16 protein-coding genes and 2 pseudogenes are annotated in these 19167 nt (G+C 72.9%); 6 read left to right on the top strand and 12 right to left on the bottom strand.

The features are described from left to right. Positions 1–105 precede the first annotated feature (105 nt). Positions 106–1272, top strand: coding sequence for a glycosyltransferase (locus ACQEV2_RS35585; protein WP_433051100.1), 1167 nt, complete (start codon positions 106–108; stop codon positions 1270–1272). Positions 1273–1300: 28 nt separating this feature from the next. On the opposite strand, the pseudogene ACQEV2_RS35580 reads toward ACQEV2_RS35585, so the two are convergent. Together ACQEV2_RS35580 and ACQEV2_RS35575 are read right to left on the bottom strand one after the other, a co-directional pair. Continuing rightward, positions 1301–1603: pseudogene (locus ACQEV2_RS35580) on the bottom strand (VOC family protein); the annotation flags it as partial. Between the two features lie 78 nt (positions 1604–1681). Further along, positions 1682–2131: a PPOX class F420-dependent oxidoreductase gene (locus ACQEV2_RS35575; protein ID WP_433051097.1), complete on the bottom strand. Its 450-nt coding sequence runs from the start codon at positions 2129–2131 to the stop codon at positions 1682–1684. A gap of 91 nt (positions 2132–2222) precedes the next feature. Here ACQEV2_RS35575 and ACQEV2_RS35570 point away from each other — a divergent pair, with 91 nt between their 5' ends. From ACQEV2_RS35570 to ACQEV2_RS35560, 3 genes are all read left to right on the top strand, one after another. Then, the gene (locus ACQEV2_RS35570) at positions 2223–2807 is read left to right on the top strand and encodes a TetR/AcrR family transcriptional regulator (RefSeq protein ID WP_433051094.1); all 585 of its coding nucleotides are present in this window, start codon (positions 2223–2225) and stop codon (positions 2805–2807) included. After that, on the top strand, positions 2804–4153 hold the full coding sequence (locus ACQEV2_RS35565; protein ID WP_433051091.1) for an MFS transporter: 1350 nt from the start codon (positions 2804–2806) through the stop codon (positions 4151–4153). Before ACQEV2_RS35570 ends, ACQEV2_RS35565 begins: the two co-directional genes overlap by 4 nt. A 66-nt stretch (positions 4154–4219) precedes the next feature. Beyond that, the gene (locus ACQEV2_RS35560) at positions 4220–5452 is read left to right on the top strand and encodes a serine hydrolase domain-containing protein (protein ID WP_433051088.1); all 1233 of its coding nucleotides are present in this window, start codon (positions 4220–4222) and stop codon (positions 5450–5452) included. Positions 5453–5609: 157 nt separating this feature from the next. On the opposite strand, the gene ACQEV2_RS35555 is transcribed toward ACQEV2_RS35560, so the two are convergent. Continuing rightward, on the bottom strand, positions 5610–6755 hold the full coding sequence (locus ACQEV2_RS35555; protein ID WP_433051085.1) for an NAD(P)/FAD-dependent oxidoreductase: 1146 nt from the start codon (positions 6753–6755) through the stop codon (positions 5610–5612). 128 nt (positions 6756–6883) lie between these two features. Continuing rightward, a complete protein-coding gene (gene ribA, locus ACQEV2_RS35550; RefSeq protein WP_433051082.1) occupies positions 6884–7552 on the bottom strand; it encodes a GTP cyclohydrolase II in 669 nt (222 codons plus the stop codon). A 41-nt stretch (positions 7553–7593) separates the two neighbouring features. On the opposite strand from ribA, the gene ACQEV2_RS35545 reads away from it, so the two are divergent. Continuing rightward, a complete protein-coding gene (locus ACQEV2_RS35545; protein ID WP_433051079.1) occupies positions 7594–8382 on the top strand; it encodes a creatininase family protein in 789 nt (262 codons plus the stop codon). Positions 8383–8528: 146 nt separating this feature from the next. On the opposite strand, the pseudogene ACQEV2_RS35540 reads toward ACQEV2_RS35545, so the two are convergent. The 5 genes and pseudogenes from ACQEV2_RS35540 to ACQEV2_RS35520 all read right to left on the bottom strand — a co-directional run. Further along, a pseudogene (locus ACQEV2_RS35540) lies at positions 8529–9542 on the bottom strand (lysylphosphatidylglycerol synthase transmembrane domain-containing protein); the annotation flags it as partial. Beyond that, positions 9539–10576: a trans-aconitate methyltransferase gene (locus tag ACQEV2_RS35535; protein WP_433051076.1), complete on the bottom strand. Its 1038-nt coding sequence runs from the start codon at positions 10574–10576 to the stop codon at positions 9539–9541. The pseudogene ACQEV2_RS35540 and the gene ACQEV2_RS35535, both read right to left, overlap by 4 nt. Then, positions 10573–11715 carry a glycosyltransferase family 4 protein gene (locus tag ACQEV2_RS35530; protein ID WP_433055029.1) on the bottom strand — a complete coding sequence of 381 codons (1143 nt, stop codon included), beginning with the start codon at positions 11713–11715 and terminating at the stop codon, positions 10573–10575. The genes ACQEV2_RS35535 and ACQEV2_RS35530 overlap by 4 nt, the downstream gene beginning before the upstream one ends. A 128-nt stretch (positions 11716–11843) precedes the next feature. Beyond that, a complete protein-coding gene (locus ACQEV2_RS35525) occupies positions 11844–12242 on the bottom strand; it encodes a 6-pyruvoyl trahydropterin synthase family protein (protein ID WP_433051073.1) in 399 nt (132 codons plus the stop codon). Between the two features lie 151 nt (positions 12243–12393). Further along, positions 12394–13377 (bottom strand): zinc-dependent alcohol dehydrogenase, encoded by a 984-nt coding sequence (locus tag ACQEV2_RS35520; protein ID WP_433051070.1) that lies wholly within the window; start codon positions 13375–13377, stop codon positions 12394–12396. A 108-nt stretch (positions 13378–13485) separates the two neighbouring features. On the opposite strand from ACQEV2_RS35520, the gene ACQEV2_RS35515 reads away from it, so the two are divergent. Then, positions 13486–14244, top strand: a complete 759-nt coding sequence (locus tag ACQEV2_RS35515; RefSeq protein WP_433055026.1) for a CDP-alcohol phosphatidyltransferase family protein — start codon at positions 13486–13488, stop codon at positions 14242–14244. Positions 14245–14654: 410 nt separating this feature from the next. Here the strand turns inward: ACQEV2_RS35515 and ACQEV2_RS35510 are convergent, their stop codons facing one another. Genes ACQEV2_RS35510 through ACQEV2_RS35500 form a run of 3 tightly spaced genes read right to left on the bottom strand, consistent with a single transcriptional unit; the run spans position 14655 to position 19165 of the window. Next, positions 14655–15881 carry an MDR family MFS transporter gene (locus ACQEV2_RS35510; protein WP_433051067.1) on the bottom strand — a complete coding sequence of 409 codons (1227 nt, stop codon included), beginning with the start codon at positions 15879–15881 and terminating at the stop codon, positions 14655–14657. Continuing rightward, positions 15878–17671, bottom strand: a complete 1794-nt coding sequence (locus tag ACQEV2_RS35505) for an ABC transporter permease subunit (RefSeq protein ID WP_433051064.1) — start codon at positions 17669–17671, stop codon at positions 15878–15880. Before ACQEV2_RS35505 ends, ACQEV2_RS35510 begins: the two co-directional genes overlap by 4 nt. A 3-nt stretch (positions 17672–17674) precedes the next feature. Continuing rightward, positions 17675–19165, bottom strand: coding sequence for an ABC transporter substrate-binding protein (locus tag ACQEV2_RS35500; RefSeq protein WP_433051061.1), 1491 nt, complete (start codon positions 19163–19165; stop codon positions 17675–17677). Positions 19166–19167 lie beyond the last annotated feature (2 nt).

Genomic DNA, 19167 nt, shown 5'->3' with positions numbered 1-19167 from the left:
CCGGGACGGTGGATCTCCGGGCAGTGGGTCCGGGGGCTCTCAGGCCGGCCGGGGCGCGTTACCTCGGTGCATTGGATCTCGGGGCAGTCGAAAGGTGCGTGCTCCATGCGGATACTCGTCGTCACCGTCGTCCACCACCCCGAGGACGCCCGGATCCTGCACCGGGAGATCGCCGCCCTGCGGGAGCGCGGTCACCGGATCGTGTACGCCGCGCCGTTCGCCGCCCGCCAGGTGGCGCCACGCCCGTACGTCGAGGGCGTGGACCTGCCCCGGGCCGCCGGACGGGACCGCCGGACGGCACTGCGTGCGGCCCGCACCCTGCTCGCCGAGCGTGGGCCTCAGGCGGACGTCGTCCTGCTGCACGACCCGGAGCTGCTGCTCGCCCTGCCCGGCACGCTGCGCCGATGGCGGCGCGAGGGACGCGCCCCGGTCACGGTGTGGGACGTGCACGAGGACACGGCGGCGGCGCTGGTGATGAAGCGCTGGGTGCCACGGCCGCTGCGACCGCCGCTGCGCCTGGCCGTGCGGTCGGCGGAACGACTGGCTGAACGGCATCTGCGGCTGCTGCTCGCCGAGGACGCCTACCAGCGGCGCTTTCGCCGCCCGCACCCCGTGGTGGCGAACCTCACGACGGTGCCCCCCGAGCCGCCCGAGCCGCCGGGCGACGACCGGGTCGTCTATCTCGGGCACCTCTCCAGGGCGCGGGGTGCGCTGGAGCTCATCGAGACGGCACGGCTGCTGGTGCCGGACATCCACGTCGAGGTGATCGGCGCGGCGGACCCCGACGTGCGGGACGCGCTCGCCGAGGCCGACGGGGACGGCGTGCTGCGCTGGCACGGGTACCTGGCCAACGACCGCGCCCTGCCGCTGCTCTCCGGGGCCCTGGCCGGACTCTCCCTCCTCCACGACCAGCCCAACTACCGGCATTCACGGCCCACCAAGGCCGTGGAGTACATGGCCCACGGCGTCCCCCTCGTCACCACACCCACCCCGCTGGCGGCCGACCTCGTCGAGCGCTACGGCTGCGGTCTCGTCGTGCCGTACGAGGACCCGGCCACGGCGGCGCAGGCCGTACGGCGTCTTCGCATCGACCCGGAGATGCGCCTGCGCGCGGCCGTACGGGGCTGGGAGGCGGCGCGCTGCGACCTCAACTGGGCGGACCGGGCGACCGAGTTCGTCATGTGCCTGGAAACCTGGGTGAAGGAGGCGTCCGCGGAGGCGGACACCGATTCCGCCGCCGCGGTCGCGGGCGGAGCGGCCCGTACCCGCTGAGCTCGCCGACGGCGATGCGGGGGCCGTTTCACGCGGAGGCAGCCGCGACGCAGAACTCGTTGCCCTCCGGGGCCGCCATCACTATGTGGTGGCCGTCGAACGGCGCCAGCACGGTCGCGCCCGCCCGCACCAGGACCGTACTGCCCACCACTGACACCCGGCGGCGGGCAGACAGGGGCGGTCGAGGGCGCCGGGCGTCCCGGGAAGCCGTACACCGCGTGCGAACTGGGCCCAGCAGCGGGCGAGTTGCGGGTCCGTTCGCACGCTCTCGTGCATCAGGCGGGCTACGTCGTCCAGTTCGCGAGGCGTCGTGGGGGCGGATCCACCATGCCGCGCACTCCCCCGTCCCTGTCTCCGCGTCGCTCGCAGTGGATCACCCCTAGCTGCCGGTGGGCGAGGTGACGGAGGCTCAGCCCCGATTGGTCCCCTTCGGGATGCCGTACGCCCGCTCCACCCGCAGCCGCAGCACCAGCCGCCCGTCCCGCACCATCGCCGCCCGGAAGTCCTCCCAGTCCGGATGCTCACCCAGGACGTCCCGGTAGAGCCGGACGAGTTCCTCGACCGTGGCGTCGTACGGGTCCTTCGCGACCGGCGTGAGATCGGCCGTGCCCTCGGCGACGACGTACGCCCACCGGTCGGGGGTCGTGACGTGGTACGACGCTCTGGGGTCCCGTCGCAGGTTGCGGGTCTTGGCGCGGTCGTCGGTGATCGAGACGCGGATGATCCGCTCGTCGGGGTAGTAGGCGTGGCTGACGTTCGACAGCTGCGGCCGGCCGTCGCGTTTGAGGGTGACCAGCACCCCGCCGCGGATCTCGGACAGCAGCGCGAGCAGTGCGTTCTGGGTGGCGTCCTCAGTCATGCCTGGATCAACCCTGCCCAGGAGCCCGGGCATTCCCGCCTGGATATCAGCCCCGTAGACACTGTCTACTCCTCACTGGTAGACAGTGTCTATGGCAGTACATGAACCCGATACGGGGCTGCGGACCCGACTGATCGACGTCGGCGTGGATCTCGTTACCCAGGAGGGCGCCCAGGCCCTCACCCTGCGGGAGATCGCCCGCCGCGCAGGTGTCTCGCACGGCGCCCCGCGCCGCTACTTCGCCACCCACCTGGAGCTGCTCTCGGCCATCGCCCGCCGCGGCTTCGAGGAGCTCGCCCGTCGCGCGACGGCTGCCGACGGCGACGGTACGGCGTCCCCACGGGCTCGGCTGACGGCGCTGGGGCGCGTCTATCTGGAGTTCGCGCTGGGCAATCGCGGCATGTACGAGCTGATGTTCCGTCATGATCTGCTGGCCAGCGGTTACTTGGGGCTGCGGGACACCAGCCTCCCCCTGTTCGGCCGCCTGGTGGAGCTGGTCGGTCAAGCCCGCCCCGACGCCGACGCCCGGCTCGTCGCGGGCGCGCTGTGGGCCGGTCTGCACGGGATCGCCCAGCTGTGGAGCTGGGGCAGCCTCCAACTCGCCAGCGGTGCCGAGGACTTCGTACCCCTGCTGCGGTCGGTCCTGGACGCGCACCTCGGGCCGGAGGGCGAGTGAACCCGCGGCTCACTCTCGCGAGCAGTGTCGTCGGCGCCGTGATCGTCGCGCTCGACGGCACCGTCCTGACCGTCGCCCAGCCGGCCCTGCAACGCGATCTGGGCGCCTCCTTCGCCGAGGTCCAGTGGACCAGCACCGGCTATCTGATCGTGGTGGCAAGCCTGTTGGTGTTCGCCGGGCGGCTCGGCGACCGGTACGGGCACCACCGGGTCTTCGGCCTCGGCATGCTCGGCTTCGGGGCCGCCTCGGCGGGCATCGCCCTGGCGCCCGGTGTCGGCTGGGTGATCGGGCTGCGGGTCGTGCAAGGGGTGTTCGGGGCGCTGCTGCAGCCGGCCACGCTCGGGATGCTGCGGGCCGCCTTCCCGGCCGACCGGCTGCGGACGCCGATCGCCGTACGGACCGCCGCGATCGGCGTGGCAGCCGCTGTCGGACCGGTGCTGGGCGGTGCGCTGGTGGCGGGGCCGGGCTGGCGGGTGGTGTTCCTCCTGAACGTCGTCCCCGCCCTCGCCCTCGGCGGGCTCGCCCTCGCCGTGCGGTCCCCGCACGACACCTCCCCCGCCCGGCTCGACGTGCCCGGCGCGCTGCTGCTCGCGGTGACCCTGGCCTGCCTGGTCCACGCCCTCGTCGCGCTGCCGGGGTGGGTCTGGACAGCGACGGCCGCCGCGGTCACCTGCGCCGCCTTCGTCCGGCACGAGCGCCGTACGGCCGACCCCCTCCTGCCGCCGGACCTCGTCGGATCGGCGGCGGTCGGATCGGCGCTCGGCATGCTGGTGGCCGCGTCGGCGGCGCTGTCCGGCGCGCTGTTCGCCGGCACGTTCCTGTTGCAGGACACGCTCGGCCTGGACCCGTTGCAGAGCGCCCTGCGCAGTCTGCCGCTGGCCCTGCTCATGGTGGTGGCGGCGCCCTCGTGCGCGGTGCTGCTGCGCCGGGCCGGTGCCCGCCGTACGGCCGTGGGGGCGATGGTGGTCCTCGCGCTCGGAATCCTCGTCCTCTCCGATGCGTCGGCCACGGTCACCCTGTGCGCGGGGTTCGCCCTGGTGGGAGCCGGATTCGGCACGGTGATGGTGGCGGCGACCCATGGCGTCGTACGGGAGGCCGCCGTGCAGTCGGCAGGCGTGGCGGGCGGGCTGCAGCAGACCGCGATGAACGTCGGGCCGGTGCTGGGCGTGGCCGCCGCGACCGCGCTCATGGAATCGAGTGGTGGCCCCGCGCTGCCGTTGATCGTCCTCGCCGCCCTCGCCCTGGCCGGTGCGGTGCCGGGCCGTGCGCTTCCGGGGCGGCCCGGAGCGGCGATCGACGATCATGAGCAATCGAAGGACCGTACACGCGTACCTGCGCGACGATGAGGTCAGAGGCCGTTCCGGCGGGGTATGCCGGAGCGCGTCCTCGTCGTACGCATTCGGAGGAGAGCGATGGCACTGCTGACACAAGAGGTCGACCCGGGCGAGGTCGGACTGGACGCGAAGGCGCTGGACCGCCTCGACCAGCAGTTCGCCCACTACGTCGACGAGGGGCGGCTGCCCGGCTACCTGGTGTCCGTCGCCCGCGGCGGCCGCGTCGCCCACCTCACCACGCACGGCCACCGCGATCTCGCGGCCGGGCTGCCGGTCGAGGCGGACACGCTGTGGCGGATCTACTCCATGACCAAGCCGGTCACCTCGGTCGCCGCGCTGCTGCTGGTGGAGGAGGGCAAGCTGTCGCTCGACGACCCGCTCGAACGCCACCTGCCCGCCTTCGCCGAGCCTCGGGTGTACGTCAGCGGATCCGGCGCCGACATGGTGACCCGCCCCGCCGACGGGCCGATCACCGTCCGGCACCTGATGACCCACACCGCCGGGCTGACGTTCGCCTTCTACCACACGCACCCCGTCGACGCCCTCTACCGCGACGCCAACCTGGAGTCGGCGGTGCTGCCGGGCTCCGACCTGGCCACGACAGTCGACGTGTACGCGAGTCTGCCGCTGCAGTTCGAGCCGGGGACACAGTGGAACTACTCGGTCGCCAGCAATGTCCTGGGCCGCGTCATCGAGGTCGTGTCCGGGCGGTCGCTCGACGAGTTCTTCGCCGAGCGGATCTTCGGGCCGCTCGGGATGACCGACGCCGGGTTCTGCGTGAGCGACGAACAGGCGGGCAGGCTGGCCGAGTTGTACGGCGAGACCGAGCACGGTGGTATCGAGCCGATCCCGGGCCTCCCGCTGCACGGCCGCCCCCGCTTCCTGTCCGGCAGCGGTGGTCTGGCGGCGTCCGCGCACGACGTCCACCGCTTCATGGAACTGCTGCGCCGCCGCGGCGAACTCGACGGCACCCGGTTGCTGGCCCCCGAAACCGTGGACCTGATGACGTCCAACCAGCTCCCGGGCGGCGCCGATCTGCGCGCCTTCGGCAGCCGCCCCGCCCATGACGAGCCCGGCAACGACGGCATCGGCTTCGGCCTCGGCGTCTCCGTGGTGATCGACCCGACCCGCACCAGGGCCCCCTCCACGCTCGGCACGTACGGCTGGAGCGGTGTGGCGACCACCACGTTCTGGGTGGACCCGGCCCGCGATCTGACGGTGCAGTTCATGACGCAGGTGCGGCCGAAGTCCTCGCACACGATGTTCCAGGACCTCAAGCGGCTCGTGCACGAGGCCGTCACCGGGGACTGAATCGTCACCGGGTGGTGGGGTACGCGGCCCGCCGACTCCTCTGCCGGCGCGGTGATCCGGGCGTCGTCACCGGTCCACAGCTCCTCGAAGACGGCGTCCCGGGCACGCAGTCACCCCTCCGGGCGCAGCGTGCCGCGCAGCCACAGATGGAGCTCGGTCATACGCGGTTGGCCTCCGGGCGCGGGGCGTCGGCCGCGAACCGGTCGGCGCTCAAGGGGCTGACGTCCATGAAGGGTGCGCGGCCGAGGTACAGGTCGCGGACGACCTCGCCGACGGCCGGTCCCTGAAGAAAGCCATGGCCGGAGAAGCCGGTCGCGTACAGAAAACGGGAGACGGAAGTCGCCTCGCCGATCAGGGCGTTGTGGTCCGGGGTGACCTCGTACAGGCCCGCCCAGCCTCCCGTGCGGCGCAGGTCGAGGAGCGCGGGGGCGCGGCGCTCCATGGCCTCGGCCAGGCGGGGGATCCAGCGGTCGTGGGTGTCGGTGGCGAAACCGGGCCGCTCGTCGGGGTCGGACATGCCGAGGAGGAGGCCGGGGCCCTCGCGGTGGAAGTAGAGGCTGGTGGTGAAGTCGATGGTCATGGGCAGCTGCGGCGGCAGCCCCTCTACCGGCTCGGTGACCGCGATCTGGCGGCGCAGCGGCACCACCGGCAGGACCACGCCGGCCATCGCGCCGACGGCCCGCGACCATGCGCCGGCCGCGCAGACGACCGTGTCGGTGGCGATACGCCCGATGGTCGTCGTCACGGCGGTGATCCGGTCGCCGCGCAGTTCGATGCCGGTGACGTCGGTGTGCCGTAAGATCCGCGCGCCGTACTGGCGGGCGGCGGACGCGTAGCCCTGGACGACGGATTCGGGGGTGCAGTGGCCGTCGTCCGGCGAGAAGGCGGCGGCCAGCAGTCCCTCGGTGATGATCAGCGGGGAAAGCCGCTGCGCCTCAGGCGGGGCGATCATCCGGCTCGGCACGCCGAGGGAGTTCTGCAGCCGGACGCTCGCCTCGAAGCCGGCGACCTCCTCCGGGGTCGACAGCAGGAACAGATAGCCGACCCGGTGCAGCCCGATGTCGTACCCGGTGTCCGCCTCGAACCGGCCGAACGCCTCCAGACTGCGCGCCCCGAGCTGGATGTTGAGCTCGTCGGAGAACTGCGCCCGCACCCCGCCGGCCGCCTTCGAGGTGGACCCGGAGGCCAGCTCGTCCCGCTCGACGAGCAGGACGTCCCGTACGCCGGCGCGGGCGAGGTGGTAGGCGATGCTGGTGCCCATCACGCCGCCGCCGATGATGACGACGTTCGCGTGCGTGTTCACAGGCCCACCTTCCTGACTGGCGTCGGTTCTGCCGCGCCCCAAAGGGGCGCGGGGAACTGCGCGACCAGCCACGACGACGCCGCAGACGAACGACGGCACATCGCGGCATAATCCAGCGGAACGCCTCGTCAGGACAAGTGCGCCACGGCGTCCAGATGGGGCAGGTGGTGGTCGAGCCGCTCCCGCTTGGTGCGCAGATAGGTGATGTTGTTCTCGCACGGCGGTATCAGCAGCGGAACCTGCTCCGCCACCTGGATGCCGTGCCGCAGCAACGCCTCCCGCTTGCGGGGGTTGTTCGACATCAGGCGGACGGAGTTGACGCCCAGGTCGTGCAGGATCTCGGCGGCGACACCGTAGTCGCGGGCGTCCACCGGCAGGCCGAGCGCGAGGTTGGCCTCGACGGTGTCCAGGCCCTCCGCCTGCAGGGCCATCGCGCGCAGCTTGGCGAGCAGGCCGATGCCGCGGCCCTCGTGGCCCCGCAAGTAGACGACGATGCCGCGTCCTTCGGCGACGACCGCGCGCAGCGCGGAGGCGAGCTGGTCGCCGCACTCGCAGTGCTGGGAGCCGAAGGCGTCGCCGGTCAGGCACTCGGAGTGCAGCCGGGTGAGCACGTCCTCCGTGCCGATCTCGCCGTAGACGAGGGCCACTTGCTCGTCACCGCGGTCGTGGTCGAGGTAACCGATCGCGCGGAATTCCCCGTACACGGTGGGCAAGGGGGCATTCACCACGCGTTCCACTCCGGAACGCTGCGTCCGCTGTGCGGACTTCTTGCCGAGGACACCAATTTTTTCTGTCATGATTCTTCAGTTCCTAAGCAGAGACGAAAGGCCGGAAAAAGATGAGTGATTCGCAGACGCAGCCGGCGGCCCACTCGCTGGTGCCGGCGGACACCACCGAGGACGTACGGACGCGAGGTGCGGGCGTCTCACGACAGGTCGCGGTCCTTCCCGTCGGGAGCTTCGAGCAGCACGGACCGTTCCTTCCGCTGGCCACCGACACGCTCGTGGCCTGCGCCATCGCGCGCGAGATCGCCGCAGTGCACCCGGTGCACCTCCTTCCGCCCGTGACGATCTCCTGCTCGCACGAGCACGCGGCCTGGCCGGGGACCGTCAGCATCTCCTCCGTGACCCTTCATGCGGTGATACGGGACATAGCGGCTTCGCTCCGCCGGTCCGGCGTCGACGTCCTGGTGCTGGTCAACGGGCACGGCGGCAACTACGTACTGGGCAATGTCGTTCAGGAGTCCTCCGCGCGCGGCGAACGAATGGCGCTGTTCCCGGCCCCGGAGGACTGGGAGGCGGCGCGGGAGCGGGCGGGAGTGGAGACCTCGCTGCTCACCGACATGCACGCGGGGGAAATTGAGACCTCCATCCTTCTGCACGCTCATCCCGAATTGATCCGACCCGGTTATGAGACTTCCGATTTCGTGGCGGACGACCGCCGCCATCTACTGACCCTCGGTATGTCCGCCTATACCGATTCGGGTGTCATAGGCCGTCCTTCGCTGGGCTCCGCGGAAAAGGGGAAGCGGCTGCTGGCGAGCCTCGCCGATTCCTTCGGCGCGTATGTGTCACTGCTGACCTCCGCGGACGATTCCGTACGGGACACGGGAGACGCAAGGGCATAGCGGCCGGTTTCCGGGTCCGCCCCGGCGGCGGCGGGCCCGGAGCCGGCGCGCAGACCGGAGTACCAGCGGGCGGCCAGCACGAGGACACCGGGCAGGGCGGCCACGAAGCTGAGCACGCCGTACACGACGGCGACGGCCAGTCCGCTGTCGGCGCCCAACCCTGCCGCACCGAACGCCCAGGCGGTGACGCCCTCGCGGGGGCCGAAGCCGCCGACGTTCAGGGGCAGACCCATGGCGAGCAGGGCGAGGACGGCGAGCGGCAGCAGGACGGCCACGGAGGCGGTGGTGCCGGCGACCCGTGCGGCGACCACGAACATCGCGAGGTGACCGGCGAGGACGACGGCGGAGGAGACGGCGACGCCGGGCCCGTTGCGGCGGGACAGCAGGGCTTCCCGTGCCTCGCCGAGCGTGGTGCGCCGGGCCGTCGGGTGCGACCGGTCACGCCGGGAGGGCGCGCGGTTCATACGAACGGCGGCCACGACGGCGAACGCGCCCGCCGCGGCGAACAGCACGACGGGCGTGAGGTTCCGGGCCTCGTTCAGCACCGGTGACGGCATGGTCAGCAGAACGACGGCACCGACGGCGGCGAGGACGACCTGGCCGGCCGTCCGCTCCAGAACGACCGCCCGCACACCGCGCCCCAGGTCACCGGCGCTCTGCCCGTGCCGCACGGCCCGGTGCACATCGCCGAGGACGCCGCCCGGCAGGGCCGCGTTGAGGAACAGGGCGCGGTAGTAGTCGGCGACGGCCGGCCCGAACGGCAGCCGGATCCGCAGCCCACGCGCCACCAACTGCCAACGCCACGCACTGAAGACGGTGGTGACGGCCCCGATCCCGAGCGCCGCGAACAGCGCGGGCCCGTCGATCCGCCGCAGCCCGTCGAGGAAGACACCGGTACCGAGCCGCCAGAACAGCACGACGAGGATGGCGACGCCGACGGCGGTGCCCAGGTGGGTGCGGACGGTGGAGGTGTTGAGGCGGGACAGGAAGGTGCGGACGGAGGCGAGGAGGGGGGTGCGGGGGCGTGGTGCGCCGGAGGTGGCCGCTTCCGGGCGGGGCTCGGTGACGATGACGCCGATGCGGGACGGGTCCGCGCACCGGTTGCGCGGCTTGCCGTTGCGTCGTTCGGCGCGCGCCCTGGCCACCGTCTCCACGGTCATGACGCTCCGCCCGTCGGTCGGCACAGTGCCAGCAGGTCGCTGTGGTGGACCACGACGCGCAGGTCGCCCGCCTCGCAGGCGGCGATGCGGTCGCTCAGGTAGCGGTCGGCGCGTTCGCGGAGTTCGGGGCGTTGCTCGACCGCCGCGCCGACCCAGCCGCGCAGCCACATGGCCATGAGCGCCGACTCGCCGGGGCCCAGTCGCCAGGGGCTCGGGTGCACCTGGACGGTCGCGCCGTGCTCGGAGAAGGCCTCGGCCGCCACGGTGATCGCGTCCGGGCCGAGCAGCCCCGAGCGCCGCTGGTGGGCGTTGAACGCCTCGGCGATCTCCGTGTCCAGCGGGTCGGACGGGGTGAGTTCGACGCGGCCGGCGACGGAGAGCGTCAGCAGCGCCGGGCAACCCGCGCCCGCGCAGGCGGCGGCGAGGGTGTCGACCTCCTCGCGGGTGAGGACGTCGAGCAGCGCGGAGGCCGTCACCAGGGAGGCACCGGTGAGGGCGTCCGAGGTGAGGCGGCCGACGTCGCCGCGGCGCGTCTCGACCGTGACGCGGCTGCCGTCGGCGGCGGAGCGCGGGGAGGCCACGGCCGCGAAGTGCAGGAGGTAGGGGTCGCGGTCGTGCAGGACCCAGTGCTGGGCGCCGTCCAGGTGGGGCGCGAGCCAGCGGCCCATGGAGCCGGTGCCGCAGCCCAGGTCATGGATGACCAGGCCGGACCGCCCCGGCAGGTTGGCGAGCCGGATCCGCAGCGGGTCCAGCAAGTCGTGCGCCCGCGCGGCGGCATCGGCGCCTTCCCGCAGCTCCAGCCACTCGGGGGCATAGCGGGGCGGATCGTCCGGCCCGGCGTCCCTGAGTCGTACGGTGGCCTGCTCACCGGGACGGACGCTGGGCCCGGCCCCGAGAATCACGGCGTCCGCGTCAGCCTCCGCCGGTACGGATACGCCGTTCATGTCGCCCCCTGTTGTCGAGTCCGTCGCGTCCCTCGGGCCGGGTTGGGCCGGAATCGTCCCCCCGCTCTGTGTCGTTGCCGTCTTCCTCATGCCGCCCTCCGGGGTTCGTTAGGCAGTCGGCCCAGTACCGCGGCCAGGCTGCGGGCCGTGCCGGCCCAGCCGTTCAGGGCGGCCCGGCGTGCCCGGGCCGCCGCCTTCAGTCGGCGGCGTACGTCCGCCTCGCCGAACCAGCCGCGCAGCTCGGCGGCGATCGCGGCCGGGTTCTCCGGCGGCACGAGGATGCCGGGGACGCCGCCGTCGGGGGCCCGGCCGACCGCCTCCGGCAGGCCTCCGACATCCGTCGCCAGCACGGGAATGCCGCGCGCGAGCGCTTCCGTCACGGCCATGCCGTACGTCTCGGCGTAGGAGGTGAGCACCATGAGGTCGGCGGCGTGGTAGCTGGCGTCGAGTTCGGCGCCGGCCTGCGGGCCCGCCAGGACCAGCCGGTCCTCGAGGCCGTGCCTCGCTATCAGGGACCGCAGGTCGGCCACGTACTCGGGATCCTGGGTCAGCGCGCCCACGCACACACAGCTCCACGGCAGGTCGGTCACCGCCGCCAGCGCCTCCACCAGCCGGTGCTGCCCCTTCCTCGGCGTGACGGCGGCCACGCACAGCAGCCTCGACATGCCGTCCGTGCCGGACGCGAGGGGGGCGATGTCGGCGCCGGGGGCGGCGACATGGACCCGGTCGGGGGCCAGGCCGTGGTGGGAGACGAGGCGGCGGACCGCCCAGTCGCTGGTGGCGATGACCGCGGGGACGGCCCGCAGCACGGTGCGTTCCCGAGCGTCCAGCTCCGCCGCGAGGCCGGGCTCCAGTCCCGTCTCGTCGCCGAGCGGAAGGTGGACGAGGACCGCGAGGTGCAGTCGTTCCGTCTCCGGAAGGATGATCTCGGGCACCCCGCAGGCCACCAGCCCGTCGAGCAGGACGACCGTGCCGTCCGGGAACTCCCGCAGCGTGCGGGCGAGTTCCGCGCGGGCCGCCGCGCCCGGGCGGGGCCAGCTGCCGTCCACCGCGTGCTTGTGCACCTGCCAGCCGAAGCCGGGCAGATCCAGGCTCACCCGCCGGTCATAGGCGTTGCCGCCGCTCGGCACGGCCGGGTCGTCGACGCCGCCCGGCATCACGAAGTGCACGGAGCGCAGGGACATGGGGATGATCTCGGCGTTCTTCAGGACGGAGTGCTGGACGGGCACATAGCCGAGCTTGACCTTCTCCGGCTTGGCCTTCTCCGGCTTCGGCTGCTCCGGCTTGGCCTTCTCCGCCTTCAGCTGTTCCGTCTTCGGCTGTTCCGGCCGTGCCGGCTTTTCCAGGGTCACGTCGGTCACAGCGCACGCTCATAACTCGCCCACGCGACATGCGACTCGTGCAGCGTGACGGTCAGACCCGCGAGACCCTTGGCGCCCTCGCCCAGCGCACCCTTCTCGATCCGCTCGGCGAGCCGGTCGGCGATGACCTTGGCGAGGAACTCGGTGGAGGTGTTGATCCCGGCGAAGTCGGGCTCGTTGTCGAGGTTCCGGTAGTTCAGCTCGCCGACGACGGCACTCAGTTCCCGCGTGGCCAGCCCGATGTCGACGACGATGTTGTCGTCGTCCAGCTGCTCGCGCCGGAACGTGGCGTCCACCAGAAACGTCGCTCCGTGCAGGCGCTGCGCGGGGCCGAAGACCTCGCCGCGGAAGCTGTGGGCGATCATGATGTGATCGCGGACGGTGATGCTGAACAACGGACGACCCTCCAGGCGGTGCGCTCCTCATCCCCCGCTGATCGCTGCCGGGGATGCCGTGTAGTACGGCTCTTCGCTTCCCGTTGTTCAGCGGTCTCTCACTCTTTTCTCAGGTCAGGCGCTCTTGCTCGTCCCGTATTGAACGAGTCCGTCAGGGCGTGTCCCTGTAGCTGACGCGGTGACAGAGCGCCGGGATCTCCCCGGAGGCGAGCTTCGGCATGACATCGGGCAGCTCCTCGAAGGCACTCTCGCCGGTGACGAGCGCGTCGAGAGCCGGGTCGGCGAGCAGGTCGAGGGCGAGGGCGAGCCGGTCGGCGTACGTGCGGCTGGCGCGGCGGGCCGGGGAGACGGTGCCGACCTGGCTGCTGCGGATGACGAGCCGCCGGGAGTGGAAGGCCTCGCCGAGCGGGAGGCTCACCTGCCGGTCGCCGTACCAGCTGAGTTCGAGGACCGTGCCCTCGGCGGTGAGCAGGTCCAGGGAGCGGGCGAGGCCCTGCTCGGTGGCGCTGGCGTGGACGACCAGGTCGCACTCGCCCAGCGCCTCGTCGGGCGTGGCGAATCCGACGCCGAGGGCCTCGGCGACCTTCGCCCGGCCGGGGTCGGCGTCGACCAACTGCAGCCGTACGCCCGGGAAGCGGGCCAGCAGGGCGGCCACCGAGCAGCCGACCATGCCGCCGCCGACCACGGCGATGCGGTCGCCGATCAGGGGAGCTGCGTCCCAGAGCGCGTTGACGGCGGTCTCGACGGTGCCGGCGAGGATGGCGCGCCGGGCGGGCACGGAGTCCGGTACGACGGTCACCGCGCTCGCGGGGACGACGTACCGGGTCTGATGCGGATGCAGGCAGAAGACCGTACGGCCGACGAGTTCCTCGGGACCCTCCTCCACCACCCCCACGCTCAGGTAGCCATACTTCACCGGGGCGGGGAACTCGCCCTCCTGGAACGGCGCTCGCATGGCCGCGTGCTGGCTTTCCGGGACCCCGCCCCGGAACACGAGTGTCTCCGTGCCCCGGCTGACCCCGGAGTAGAGCGACCGCACCAGCACGTCGCCCTCGCCCGGTTCCGGAAGGGCGACCTCCCGGATCTCTCCCTTCCCCGGAGAGCCGATCCAGAACGCATGTGCGCTGCGGTTCATCGGGATCCTCCTGAACGATCTGCGAGCTGTCCACGTACCGAGGTGTGCACAGGTCGCGCACAGTACGCGGCCTTGATCGACTCTGTCACCTGGCCGGAGGAATGTGCGGTGGCCCTGAACAACACTTACGACGCAAGGCTGGTCCAGCAGGAGACCGCTGTGGGAGCGGGCGTGCAGATCCTGTTGCTGGCCCTGCTCGGTTCGGCGATCGGCATGGGGCCGGCGGGCTGGCTGACCGGCCTCGCCTTCGCCATCGCCACGTGGGCCGTGCTGTCGCGGGCCCTGCACCGCTCCAGGCTGCAGTCGTTCGGCCCGGCCAACCGGGTCACCCTCGGCCGCGCGACGCTGGTGGGTGGTGTGACGGCGCTGGTGGCGGACTCTTTCGAGAGCTCGCCGCCGGTGACGTTGTTCGTCGGTCTGACGGCGGTGGCCCTGATTCTGGATGGCGTCGACGGCAAGGTCGCCCGTCGTACGGGCACGTCGACGGCGCTGGGCGCTCGCTTCGACATGGAGGTCGACGCGTTCCTGATCCTGGTGCTGAGCGTGTACGTCTCGATGACGCTGGGCCCCTGGGTCTTGCTGATCGGCGTTATGCGCTACGGCTTCGTCGCCGCCGCCCGCGTCTGGCCCTGGCTGAACGCCGCGCTCCCGCCGAGCACGGCCCGCAAGACGGTCGCCGCGATGCAGGGCGTGTTCCTGCTGCTGGCTGCGTCCGGTTTCCTTCCGTACGCGGCGACGTTCGCGGTCGCGGCAGTGGCTCTGGCGGCGCTGGTCTGGTCGTTCGGCCGGGACATCCTGTGGCTGTGGCGGACGTCGCGTGTGCAGCAGGCGCCGGTGGCGGAGTTGCGGGAGCTGGTGGCGTCCTGAGCGGGTTGCCTCCGGCGGTTGGGCCGGGGATGCCTGCGGTGTGCCTCCGGCGGTGGGGCGGGGCGCGTGCGGTTGTCCGTGCGGGTGGTGGGGGTGCGGTGCGCGTTGATGCCTGCGGCGCCTGTGCGGGTGGGGTGGGGGGGGCGCGTAGCGCCTGCGGGTGCGTTGTGGGTCGCGGTGCCGTGCCGGGGGGGTGTCCGTCCTCGGACCGGCTGCCGGACTTGAGCCAGGAAGTGCTGCGTGTTGACGCCGGCCACTGCGGGCGGACACCCCCCGGCACGTCCCCTTCCCGCCGTACGCGACTGCGGGTACGTCCACACGCTGCCGACGGCACTGCACCGCCCTAAGGGGCGCGGGGAACTGCGCGACCAGGCCCCACACCGGGCAAGCCGCAAGCAGGCGGTCGCCCCCTACCGGCGCGGCAGCAGTCCGATCGCTGCGATCGGTACGGCCGCCAGGACAAGCCACGGCACAGCGGCCGGCAGGCCACTGTCGAGCAGGGTGCCCGTCGCTGAGCTGCCGATGAGGACGATCAGGCCGGACACCGAGGACAACGCCCCGGTGTAGAGGCCTAGTCGGCCCTCCTCGGCGAGGTCGGGGACCCAGGCTCGGGCGACCGGTGCCACGAGCATCTGGCCGAGGGTGAGCAGGACGACGAAACCGGCCGCCGGCAACAGGCCTGCCGTACCGGTGCGGTCGGCGGGGCGGGCCGCGGCCACGATGGCGAAGCCGGTCGCGATCAGCAGGAGTCCGGCCACCATGGACCGGCGCAGGGTGAACCGCTCCCCCACCCAGCGGGTGACCGGGAGCTGCGCGGTGACCACCAGCAGCGAGGACAGGGCGAACAGCCAGGCCAGTGCCGACTGGGAGCCCGTGGCGCGCTCCACCTCGTCGGGGAGGGCCAGGTAGAGCTGGTTGTAGGCGAGCAGGTAGGCGCCGTACGCGCAGCACAGGGCGAGGAAACGGCGGTTGCGCAGCAGCTTCCCCAAGCCGCCGCGGAACCGCACGCCTCCGCGGCCGGGAATGTGCTGCGGCAGCAGCCACGCGTGTCCGGCGAGGACAAGGACGAAGATTCCGGCGCCGGCCAGGCAGACCGTGCGGAAGTCCACCGAGAGCAGCAGGGCGCCTAGCAGCGGGCCCACGAACGCGCCCGCCTGTCCGGCCACGGTGAGCAGCGCAAGGATCCGGGTGCGAGAGCCGCCGCCCGACTCCTCCCACACCACGGCCTGCCGGGCGACCTCGGACTCCACGGCGGGCGAGAACAGCGCGGCGGCGAACCCGATCAGCAGGACGGCGGTGATGACCGCCCAGGTCTGCTGGGCGTACCCGAGCCATGCGAATCCGGCGATGCGCAGCGCGCAGCCCAGTAGGACGACCGGCCGGATCCCGTACCGGTCGGCCAGCGCTCCGCCCACCACGAACAGTCCCTGCTGGCTGAAGGTCCGCAGGCCGAGTACGAATCCGACCAGCCAGCCCGCCATGCCGATGGCCTGTCCCAGGTGCTCGGCGAGGAAGGGCAGCACGGCGTAGAAGCCGATGTTGAAGGCGAGTTGGGTGAGGATGAGGAGGCGGAGGAGGGGGGACAGGCGGGGGCGGCCCGGCGCCTTGCGGAGGAGGCCGAGGGTCGGCGTGGTCATGGGGTGGTGGCCACCAACTCCCTGGTGTGCGGGGGCGGTTCGGGCGGGAGGGGCTCGGCGCTACGGCGCCGGCGCGGCCCGCTCCGCACTCCACCGGCCGCCGTCACCGCCAGCGCCCCCAGCAGGGCGAGTACGGCGGCGGGGGCGAGGACCGCCCAGGGGGCGCGCTCGGCGTACGGCTGGTTCTCGGCGAGGAGCAGGCCCCATTCCGGGGCGGGTGGCTGGGCGCCCAGGCCGAGGAAGGCCAGGGAGGCGAGCGCGAGGGCGGTGCCGGGCAGGCGGAGCAGGGCGTGGCGGGTGACGGGTGGCACCACTGCGGGCAGCAGGGCGTGGCGGAGCAGGTGCCACGGGCCGGCGCCCAGGGCTCGGGTGGCGGTGAGGTGGAGGGCGGCGCGTTCCTGGCGCAGCAAGGACGAGGTGTGGGCCGCGAGTGGCGCCCAGGCGACCGCGGCCACGGCGAGCGCGGGCGTGGCGGACCCGCTGCCGACGACCGCGGTGACGAGCAGGGCGACGAGGACCGGCGGCAGCGCGGTGACGGTGTCGACGAGCGGGCCGGAGAGGCGGGGCAGCAGGCCGAGCGCCACTCCGGTGAGCAGGGTGACGGCGGTGATCGCGCAGGCGAGCAGGAGGGTGTCGAGGGCGCCGTGGGCGACGCGGGCGAGGACGTCCCTGCCGAGGGCGTCGGTGCCGAACGGGTGCGCGAGGGACGGGGCCACGAGGCGCTCGGTGGTGTCGAGGGCGAGGGGGTCGCGGGGCAGGCCGAGGGTGATGACGGCGGTCAGCAGTGCGCCGTATAGGAGGGGAAGGGTCCTGTGGGCGAGCGGCGGCGGGCGGTGCAGGGATGGCAGTGCGCCGTCGCGCAGGGCCGGGCCGATCAGCAGGCGGGTGAGGAGGTGGGCGACTCCGGCGGCGGTCGCGGCGAGCAGGACGAGGGCGAGGGTGCCGGCCTGGAGGACGGGCAGGTCCTGGGCGAGGGCGGCCTGGAGGGTGGTGCGGCCCAGGCCGGGGATGTCGAAGATCTGCTCGACCGTGACCGATCCGCCGGTCAGTCCCACGACGAACAGGCCGGTGTTGGGCAGCAGGCTGGGCAGGCAGCGGCGCAGGGCATGGCGGGCGACCGTGCGGCCGGGCAGTCCGCGTGCGGTGGCGGCCAAGGCCCAGGGCTCGGCGAAGGCGCCGGGCAGCAGATCGTCGAGGAGCCGGCCGAGGACGGCGCCGGCGGGCAGGCCGAGGGAGAGTGCGGGCAGGATCGTCCACTGGGGGCCGAACCAGCCGAGGGCCGGGAGCCAGCCGAGTTGGACGCCTACGACGGTGGCGAGCACGGACGCGGTGAGGAACTCGGGCAGTGCGGCGAGGGCGGCGGAGACGCTGCCGCACGCCCGTCGCCCGCCCAGCCGCCGGTGTGCGCCGAGCCATAGCGTGCGGGCGCAGATCAGCGCGGCGGTGACGGCGGCGACCGCGAGGACCACCGCCATCAGCAGCAGGGACACTCCCAGGGCTTGGAGCAAGGCGGGCGTGACCTCGCTGCCGGAGATCCACGACCGGCCGGCGTCCCCGCGCCACAGGCCGCCCAGCCAGTCACCGAGCAGGTGGAACGGGCCGTGACCCAGGTCGAGTTGGTGGCGGATGTCCGCCAGCACCTCGGGGGTGGGGTCGCGGTCCGCCGAGCGGGCCTTGAGGACGGTGACGGCCGGGTCGGTGTGCGAGAGCCAGGGAAGCAGGCCCAGGGCGGTGACGAGGGCGGCCGCGATCCCGGCCCGCCACAGGAAGGTGGCCGTGCGCTGCCGCATGGGTCAGCGCCGGGTGCCGGTGCCGACGAGGGTGCGCTCGTACGGGTCGAGGAGCGCGCCCCGGACGGAGGTCGCGACGCCGGTGATGATGCGCTGGTGGACCAGCGGTACGACGGCGTCGGTGCCGAGGATGCGGGCCTCGGCCGCCATGGCCGCGTCCTGCCGCCCGACGGTGTCGGCGGCGTCCTCGGCCTTGGCGACGGCCCGGTCGACGTCCTTGTCGCAGAGCTGGGCCATGTTGTATCCGCCGTCGCAGGTGTAGTCGCTCGCCAGGACGGAGACGGGGTCGCCGGTGTCGACGAGGGTGTTGCGGGCGAGGACGAACGCGTCGAACCTGCCGTCCAGCGCGTCGCTCTCCAGCCGCGAGTACTCGCGTACCTCCAAAGTGACCTCGAATCCGGCCTTCTCCAGCTGCTGTTTCAGCACTTGGGCGGCTTCCGGGAGTTCGGGCCGGTTGTCGTACGTGGCGAGCGTGATCCGGGTCCCGTCGGGCTTGCCCGGCTTCGCGCGTCCGACCGGCTCGGTCCGCTTGCCCGCGGCCCAGGTGACGGCGGGTCCGTAGATGCCGGTGCCGGCGTCGGCGTACCCCTCGTAGACGCCCTTGGCGAACGCGGAGGTGTCGACGGCCTGCCGGGCGGCGGCCCGGAGCGCGGCGTCCTCGAAGGGGCCCTTCTCGGTGTTGAGGAGCAGGCTCGTGGTGCGGGTCGTGGCGGTCGCCTCGCGGGTGGCCTTGTCGAGGGTGGCGGCCTGGGCGACGGGGATCGCCTCGGCGAGGTCGACCTGGTGCGTGCGCAGGGCGCTCGCACGGGCGGTGCCGTCGGCGACGAACTTGACGTCGATGCCGCCGGCCTGGGCGCGGCCGCCCCAGTAGTCGTCGTAGCGGTCGAGGGTGGCCGCGGTGGTGCCCATGACCTTGGTGAGTTCGAAGGGTCCGGTGGCGGTGCCGACCGGGTCGACCTTGTCCTTCGTGTCGTACGCCTTGGTGGCGAGGACGGCGAGGGAGGGGCTGGACAGGCGCAGCGGCAGGACGGGGTCCGGGTCTGCGGTGGTGATGCGTACGCCGGTGCCGCCCTCGGGTTTCGCGGTGAGGGTGACGCCGGCGAGGGCGGCGGGGACGGGCTTGGCCTGGGTGGCGTGGGTGAGGGCGGCGGCGACCGCGGCCGGCGTGACCTTCGAGCCGTCCTGGAAGGTGGCCTCGCGCAGGGTGAACAGCCAGGTGCGGTCGTTCTCCTGGCGCCAGGAGGCGGCGAGGGCGGGGGTGGGGGCGCCGTTGGCGTCGAGCGCGGTCAGGCCCTCGGTGACGCCGAGGCGGCTGAGGATGGTGGAGTCGGCGCCGTACGGCGAGAGGTTCTCGGCGGGCGGGAAGGCGAGGGCGACGCGCAGGCGGGAGCCCTCCCGGTCGCCGTCCGCGGCGTCGGTGCCGCCGCCGGGGGCGAAGCAGCCGGCGAGGACGGGGGCCAGCACGAGGGCGAGGAGCGGGCGGAGTCGGCGCACGG

The sequence above is a fragment of the Streptomyces sp. CA-251387 genome (assembly GCF_050936625.1).
Lineage (GTDB): Bacteria > Actinomycetota > Actinomycetes > Streptomycetales > Streptomycetaceae > Streptomyces.
Note: the sequence above shows the minus strand (reverse complement) of the source record. Positions and strands in the feature narration are given on the sequence as shown.

Excerpts from the sequence above, each read along its gene's own strand:
- ACQEV2_RS35585 (WP_433051100.1), top strand. The coding sequence starts at position 106 with ATGCGGATACTCGTCGTCACCGTCGTCCACCACCCCGAGGACGCCCGG.
- ACQEV2_RS35575 (WP_433051097.1), bottom strand. The coding sequence starts at position 2,131 with ATGACTGAGGACGCCACCCAGAACGCACTGCTCGCGCTGCTGTCCGAG.
- ACQEV2_RS35570 (WP_433051094.1), top strand. The coding sequence starts at position 2,223 with ATGGCAGTACATGAACCCGATACGGGGCTGCGGACCCGACTGATCGAC.
- ACQEV2_RS35560 (WP_433051088.1), top strand. The coding sequence starts at position 4,220 with ATGGCACTGCTGACACAAGAGGTCGACCCGGGCGAGGTCGGACTGGAC.
- ribA (WP_433051082.1), bottom strand. The coding sequence starts at position 7,552 with ATGACAGAAAAAATTGGTGTCCTCGGCAAGAAGTCCGCACAGCGGACG.
- ACQEV2_RS35545 (WP_433051079.1), top strand. The coding sequence starts at position 7,594 with ATGAGTGATTCGCAGACGCAGCCGGCGGCCCACTCGCTGGTGCCGGCG.
- ACQEV2_RS35535 (WP_433051076.1), bottom strand. The coding sequence starts at position 10,576 with ATGAGGAAGACGGCAACGACACAGAGCGGGGGGACGATTCCGGCCCAA.
- ACQEV2_RS35520 (WP_433051070.1), bottom strand. The coding sequence starts at position 13,377 with ATGAACCGCAGCGCACATGCGTTCTGGATCGGCTCTCCGGGGAAGGGA.
- ACQEV2_RS35510 (WP_433051067.1), bottom strand. The coding sequence starts at position 15,881 with ATGACCACGCCGACCCTCGGCCTCCTCCGCAAGGCGCCGGGCCGCCCC.
- ACQEV2_RS35505 (WP_433051064.1), bottom strand. The coding sequence starts at position 17,671 with ATGCGGCAGCGCACGGCCACCTTCCTGTGGCGGGCCGGGATCGCGGCC.